Consider the following 4,544-nt stretch of genomic DNA (forward strand, 5'->3'; position numbering starts at 1 on the left):
CTTCTTGTTGCTGATGAACACTCACACCTATGTAATAAACCTACACCTGTCAGGGGAGGTTCCCTCCGTTGTAACAACTGGCGTCGGGTTTCCCGGCTTAAAGCAACTGGCGTTGCGTGGTGAGGCAATGCGGTCTTGGGGGTTTCCCCCATGAGCAATTGCCGAAAGGGTTTCCCGATTTGAGCAAACTTTTCAAGACAGATTTTGGAGCCACTGCGTTGCGCGGGTTCCCAAGGCACTCCGTTGGGCGGCTCCGCCGACTTGTAGACACCCGGAGGGTGGCTTCCCGCAGGGTAGGAAGTGCCGCCGCGTTGTAGCAAGTGGCGTAATTGTGAAACATCTATTGGATAAGCATTTCAGATTTCCATCTGTCGCAATCATTTTTCAAATTGGTATTATTTAGTAGCTAAAGTGACCTTATTATCACTGCTGTAACGAGCTGGACATTTAAAAACTTCGATCGCTTCATCGTGAATTACTTTAAAACTGTGCCGTTTTCTGGTGGTTCAAACTTATAACCATAGCCCCGAACAGTTTTAATATATTCTGGCACATTGGTATCTACTTCCATCTTTTTGCGTAGCTGACCAATATGCACATCAACTACTCGTCCATCTCCGACATAGTCACAACCCCAAATTTTTTGGATGAGCTGGGGGCGGCTCCAAGCTTGACCCGGATGGCTGGCCAGAAAATGTAAAATATTAAATTCTAGGGCGGTTAATGATAGAGGTTTATCGTTAAGTGTCACCTCTCTTCCATCGGGGTTAATTGCTAGCTGATGAAAGACGAGGCGTTGTGTAGTTGAAGGATTGATCGTGCGGACGCGCCGCAATAGAGCTTGGATTCTAAGTTCTACTTCTGCTAAGCTAAAGGGTTTGGTTATAAAGTCATCAGCACCTGCGGCCAGAATCTTAATTTTATCGGCTTCGTCAGTGCGGCTAGTCAGTATCATCACTAACACATTAGTACGACGTTGCATTTCTTGGCAGAGGTTATAGCCAGTAGTATCTGGCAAATTCCAATCCAAAATCACTAACTCTGGATTAAATTGCTCGAATAAACTCAGCGCTGTCTTTCCGTCTGCCGCAGACTCTATATGATATTTTCTACTTAAAAAACGATATATAAGATTGCGGACGCCATAGTCGTCATCTACAACAAGAATTTTGGGATTAGTAGCAGGAACCATCACCATAAATCTCTAGCCTATTGTTTATGTGGCAATTCGCTATGCGCCTTGAGAACTTCTGTGTACGCTTTCGGACCTTTACCTTTGGGAGAGTATCTCCTTTACCTCGGCTGCTGATATATAAACCTCATGATTATTTTAAAGTCGCTGCTCACCAGACATAACTACTGTATGACTTAGCTTGACTTAATTTCTGAAGAAATTTCTGGAAGCTTTGACTGTTATAGTTTTTCCTAAAGCTATGAGCTTTTTATGGATTTGGTAATTTTATATTACTATCACGATTATCCTCGGTTATGTATTTTATATTTGAGTATTAAATACGACATTCTTCTAGGGTTACCTGGTAATTTGTAATTACTCATAAATTAAAAGTTTTATAACCTGATTTCTCTATTTCTCAAGGTCACAACCAAAATTACAAAACTAATATACTTATTAAAAACGTATCAAATTTTACTTAGCTTAACTATTGTATTTATCTCCTATTTGTGCATTAAAAAATTGAACATAGTCACTCTAAGTTTAAATAATAATAGGTAGGAATAGACAGTATTTCAGACTACAATTTTCAAAATAAGCTTAGGACTTACCAAATACTCTGGTATTACCTTCAAGCATCATTATCAGGATAAACCCCATCAGCTAACAAAACTTGGCGTCAGCATTAGTATAAGCTAAGGCTTCAGATGGTAGAAATTTGCCAACTTGTCAATGGTGAGCTAACGCAAGAAGGCAGTTCGACATATTCGTTTTCCTAAAATATCCAGCGGTAAAGTTGATTTCGTCAGGAATATAAAATTTTTGGACTTGTTATAACTGGATTTTCAATAATAAATAAATGAACTAGTCTATCCCAAGAGAGAGGTTAATAATCTTCATACCAGGGAAAGAGCAAATCAAACTATATTTTTCGATAAATTGCTGTTAATGTAATCAGCAAGAGATAATTATGGCTAACAATCTAGTAGATAATATCATTCCACAACAGCCGCCCATAGAACCCCAATCTGATGTTCATGTACTTAAAGCTCGTTTAGAGTGGGGCGAACCAGCTTTCACAATACTAGATGTGCGCGATCGCGATACCTATAATGAAGGACACATTATGGGTGCCATGTCGATGCCCACCGATGACTTGGTAAATCGAGCAACATCATCTTTGGATAAAAGCCGTGATATTTATATTTACGGTGCCAATGAAGATGAAAGTGGCCAAGCTGTACAATCTCTTCGTTCTGCTGGGTTTGAGCATGTATCTCAGCTAAAAGGTGGTCTTGCTGCATGGAAGGCTATTGGTGGACCAACAGAAGGGATTGTGGAAGCACTCACTCCTCCTGGTCCTGGTGACTATAATGTTGTCTCTCGGATGCAAGAACACACAGAAACTCAGAAAAAACAAGTATAAATTAAACTTTTTCAGGAGTCATTAGTCAGGAGTCATTAGTCATTAATCTTGAGGTTACAATTAATGACTGATGACTCTGTTTGAGCACAAATAATTAGTGTTCAAATAAATCCTTAAATTGCAATAAGTCTAAAGATACAATTGTTGGTAGAACTTGAAAACATTCTTGAGCAATTTGCCAACGCTCTTCTCTTTTTAGCATGGCAATCAGCTTCTGTTGCACGCTGAGTAAATAGCGAACATCGTTAGCAGCGTAACTTAGCTGTTCTACAGATAAATTATCGGCGTTACCCCAATCAGAACTTTGAGCACTTTTATCCAGCTCTACTTTTTCCAACTCTTGCACGACATCCTTCAATCCGTGACGATTTGTATAAGTACGAGCTAATTTACTAGCTATCTTGGTACAAAAAATAGGCTGAACGGTAATACCTAGGTTGTAGCGCAAGGTAGCAATGTCAAAACGCGCAAAGTGAAATACTTTCAAGACATTTACAGCTTCCAAAAGTTTTTTTAAGTTTGGTGCTTCGGTTTGGCCTTTGGCGATGCGGATTGCAGTTACTTCACCCTCTAGGTTGCACAGTTGCACGAGACAAAGGCGATCGCGCTGCGGTAACAATCCCATTGTTTCTGTATCAACAGCGATCGCCTCTGATTTTAAATACTGGGATAGGGCAACGTCACTAAGGTCGCGATCGCTTACCTGAAAATCTTGTAATGTCATGAATCACTCAAGAATAAATGCAGTATCCAACAGAAGAAGTTTCTATTAGACACTACATTATTATTGTGCAAAAAAATCAGAAATTCTAGCCATTTTTAATTGCGGAGAGTACAGATTTTTTGTCAAGGTACAAAATTTTTTGTAACTCTACCGCATATTGCATCCCAAGAATAACCGCTAAAAATCTAGTTTGTTTGCAAGAAAATTTGCGTCAGGTAGACTTCACCTTGTTTATTGGCAGCAACACCAATTCCTGTGAGGTTATACTTTCCTTTGATGTTTTTTAAATGACCGGGACTATTAAGCCAACCAGTAACAGCTTCTGATGCGGGATCGCTATATCCTTGGTTAAAAGCAACATTTTCTCCAGCACTGTTGTAGATAATTGGGAGAGCAGTTACTCGCTGTTTAAATCCCTGATGGCTAAATGGAACTTTACCATTAGCCATGTTTTGGCTATGAATTCTTGCCTGCCGAGTGATAGTTGCATTAATGCTCAACTTTGACAAACCTTTAGAAACACGATATCGATTAATTTTGTCAAAAACTGATTTTTCTAGAGCAGTAGTGTTAAAAGCAGTAGTTGATGCTGCAACCTGATTTGAAGGAATCGATAACGGTTTATTATGAGTAGGTTTGTTTGTGGAACTGTGACCTGGAACAGGCGCAGTTGTTAATCCGCTGGCAAGGACAAGCGTACTTAAAGCTATGCCAAAAGCAGTTTGTCGGAACATGGAAATTACTTAATGTATAGAGTTATAAGACTTTTACTCTACCGTATTCTTCTAAGAAGAAATACTAGGATACTATTAAGGGTTGATGAACTTAGAAAACTTTTGCAAATACTTTACAGTAAATATAAGTAATCACCTCCAAACTTAAATACTAGGATAGATTCGTTGTTCTCAAGATACGTTTGCTTGTCCTCCTAATATGAAAATTATTTGAATATTTAAAAAAGATAATGTAGTATCCCCTAGACAAATGTCACGGGCACTACATTTTCAATTAAAAAAATTGGCATACATAAATGTATATGCCAGCGATGTTACTAAGTATTTTTCTAATAACTTAATTTATTGATGATTTTAATTAACAAGTTATTGGTAATTTCCCTTATCCCTTTTGTCTTCCTCTCACAGGTGTAGTTTTTTCATTAAGAGTGTTCCAAACAATAAATGATCCAAAACCTGTCATTGCGAATGAAGCAAAGCGGAATG

The 4,544-nt window shown here is 38.7% G+C and carries 5 protein-coding genes; 1 reads left to right on the forward strand and 4 read right to left on the reverse strand.

All coding sequences use genetic code 11. The features are described from left to right. Both BV375_RS37865 and BV375_RS35615 read right to left on the reverse strand, forming a co-directional pair. A partial coding sequence (locus BV375_RS37865; protein ID WP_208099246.1) for a hypothetical protein occupies positions 1 to 320 on the reverse strand: 320 nt, incomplete at its 3' end. Between the two features lie 155 nt (positions 321 to 475). Next, complete coding sequence (locus BV375_RS35615) at positions 476 to 1,198, reverse strand: response regulator transcription factor (RefSeq protein ID WP_086769402.1); 723 nt, start codon at positions 1,196 to 1,198, stop codon at positions 476 to 478. 946 nt (positions 1,199 to 2,144) lie between these two features. Between BV375_RS35615 and BV375_RS35620 the strand changes: the two genes are divergently transcribed. Then, positions 2,145 to 2,600 (forward strand): rhodanese-like domain-containing protein, encoded by a 456-nt coding sequence (locus tag BV375_RS35620; RefSeq protein WP_086769404.1) that lies wholly within the window; start codon positions 2,145 to 2,147, stop codon positions 2,598 to 2,600. 94 nt (positions 2,601 to 2,694) lie between these two features. Here the strand turns inward: BV375_RS35620 and BV375_RS35625 are convergent, their stop codons facing one another. Next, entirely contained in the window at positions 2,695 to 3,324 is a 630-nt protein-coding gene (locus BV375_RS35625) for a ribonuclease H-like domain-containing protein (RefSeq protein ID WP_086769406.1), read from the reverse strand. A 185-nt stretch (positions 3,325 to 3,509) separates the two neighbouring features. After that, positions 3,510 to 4,058 carry a CAP domain-containing protein gene (locus BV375_RS35630; protein ID WP_086769408.1) on the reverse strand — a complete coding sequence of 183 codons (549 nt, stop codon included), beginning with the start codon at positions 4,056 to 4,058 and terminating at the stop codon, positions 3,510 to 3,512. Positions 4,059 to 4,544 lie beyond the last annotated feature (486 nt).

Source organism: Nostoc sp. 106C, assembly GCF_002154725.1.
GTDB lineage: Bacteria > Cyanobacteriota > Cyanobacteriia > Cyanobacteriales > Nostocaceae > Aulosira.